The sequence below is a fragment of the Mycobacterium sp. genome (assembly GCF_035603715.1).
Classification (GTDB): domain Bacteria; phylum Actinomycetota; class Actinomycetes; order Mycobacteriales; family Mycobacteriaceae; genus Mycobacterium.
In genome coordinates, this window is the sequence record NZ_DATNJW010000358.1 from 1 (window position 1) to 2596 (window position 2596).

Annotated in this window: 2 protein-coding genes; both read left to right on the forward strand. The window is 65.9% G+C overall.

Features of this window, described 5'->3' with window-relative positions; all coding sequences use genetic code 11:
• Positions 1-1264, forward strand: a 1264-nt coding sequence (locus tag VN856_RS14865; protein ID WP_325690306.1) for an NAD(P)/FAD-dependent oxidoreductase, incomplete at its 5' end; no start/stop codon positions are given.
• 183 nt (positions 1265-1447) lie between these two features.
• Positions 1448-2596: amidophosphoribosyltransferase (purF, locus tag VN856_RS14870; protein WP_325690307.1), on the forward strand; the 1149-nt coding region annotated here is incomplete at its 3' end.

Genomic DNA, 2596 nt, shown 5'->3' on the forward strand with positions numbered 1-2596 from the left:
GATGCAACTGATGACCCATCTCGGCGAGAAACACGGCGCGGACGCGATCATGGGGATGGCCGAGTTGATCGCCTGGAGTCAAGGGCCCGGGAAAGCGCTGGGCCGATTCGAGGTGCGCACACCGCCGAAGTCGCTCGACGAGATGTATGCCTGCGCGGCCAACGAAGCCGAACGTGCCGCCATTCACCAGATGCTGTTCGGCTCGGCGATGGACGCCATCGACCGCTACCTGCCGGACAGAGAAAAGCACGCAGTCATGCGCGGAATGCTCGCGTTTCTGGCCGTCAACTCCACCTACCGCGGTCCGTACACCCCCGGCAGCGCGACCTGCCTGGCCTTTGCGCTGGCAGTGCCTGACGACAGCACCGCGATGATGACCAAGCTCGCCGGCGGTATCGGAGCGCTCACCGAACACCTGCACGAGCTATTCGTCTCCCGTGGCGGCGAGATGCGCTTCCGGACCAAAGTCGAGAAGATCCTGGTGGAAAACGACCGCGTCACCGGCGTGCGACTCCGCGACGGGTCGACGATCAGCGCACCCGTCGTGGTCTCCAACCTCGCGCCCGACCTCACTCTCACCGATCTCGTCGGCGCGGACTACCTGCCTGCGGATCTGATCGCCCGGCTGAGTGGTCGCGACCACCGTGCGGCGTTCATCCAAATGCATTTCGCTCTCGACGGCCTGCCGGAGTTCGCGCCGCCCTACGAACTGCTTAACGAACCCGGTATGCAGCAGTCCATCGGGATCTTCGGCTCGCCCGAAGAACAACAGCGCCAATGGGAGATGTGCACCCGCGGGTTGGTGCCCGACAATCCGTCGCTCGGCATGCAGATACCGTCCTGCATGGACCCCGGCCTGGCGCCGCCCGGCAAGCACGCCGCGAGCGCATATGCGTATGCGTTTCCCGTCGAAGCCAGCCGAGACCAGCATGGGCGTCTGAAAAATGAGATGGCGCAACGGGTTATCGAGAAGATCACCCGCGTTGCGCCCAACTTCCGGGACATCGTCATCCGGCACATCACGTTCGCGCCGTATCACATGCAGTCGATGTTCGGCGCCCCGGCGGGCGACTTCTGCCACGGCTTGCTGCACCCGGACCTGATGGGGCCGAACCGGCCCGGACCCAAGGGCTTCATCGATCTGCCGATCCCGGTCGAAGGGCTGTATTTGGCAAGCGCCGGGTGCCACGGCGGCCCCGGTATCACCTTCACTCCCGGCTACAACGCCGCGTATCAGGCGCTCGACGATCGGGCGGCGGGATAACCCGCTCGACTGAGCCAGCTAGGGACCGCTGTGGCATATGCGACACCTGGCACGCTATGGGGCTCCTGAGCTGCGGAAATCGATTGCGAGATCGCGCAACACGCCGGATCAATTCGTGAACACGCTCGCTGTTTCCGTAGACTTCACTGAGTCACCATCCGCCCGCCAGGGAGCCGCCGCACCGTGACCGTCCAAGAGCCCGTACCTGACGAGAACCCACCCGGCGAAGAATGCGGCGTATTCGGCGTATGGGCCCCCGGCGAAGAAGTCGCCAAGATGACCTACTACGGCCTCTACGCATTGCAACACCGCGGCCAGGAAGCCGCCGGCATCGCGGTCGCAGACGGTTCGCAGGTGCTGGTGTTCAAGGATCTCGGCCTGGTCAGTCAGGTCTTCGAGGAGCAGACGCTGGCGGCGATGGAGGGCCACGTCGCGGTCGGGCACACCCGGTACTCCACCAGCGGCCAGCCCACCTGGGAGAACGCCCAGCCGGTCTTCCGTACCACCGCGGCGGGCACCGGAGTGGCGTTGGGGCACAACGGCAATCTGGTCAACAGCGCCGAACTGGTCACGCGCGCCCGTGAAGCCGGACTGCTCAATAGCAAGGTCCCGGGTGTGGCCACCACCGACTCCGACATGCTGGGCGCGCTGCTGGCGCACGGCGCGGCCGACTCCAGCTTGGAACAGTCCGCGCTGCAACTGTTGCCGACGGTTCGCGGCGCCTTCTGTCTGACGTTCATGGACGAGAACACCCTGTACGCCGCGCGCGATCCATGGGGTGTGCGGCCGCTGTGTCTGGGACGGCTGGATCGCGGCTGGGTGGTCGCGTCGGAAACCGCTGCGCTGGACATTGTCGGCGCGTCGTTCGTCCGCGAGATCGAGCCGGGCGAGCTGTTGGCGATCGACGCCGACGGCGTCCGGTCGACGCGCTTCGCCAACCCCGAGCCCAAGGGCTGCATCTTCGAGTACGTCTACCTGGCGCGGCCGGACAGCACAATCGCCGGAAGGTCGGTGCACGGCGCCCGGCTGGAGATCGGCCGACGACTGGCCCGCGAATCCCCGATCGACGCCGACCTGGTGATCGGCGTCCCGGAATCCGGCACCCCGGCCGCCGTCGGCTATGCGCAGGAATCCGGCATCCCCTACGGGCAAGGGCTGATGAAGAACGCCTACGTCGGGCGCACGTTCATCCAGCCGTCGCAGACCATCCGCCAGCTCGGAATCCGGTTGAAGTTAAATCCGCTCAAGGAAGTCATCCGCGGCAAGCGGCTCATCGTCGTCGACGACTCGATCGTGCGGGGCAACACCCAGCGTGCTCTGGTCAGGATGCTG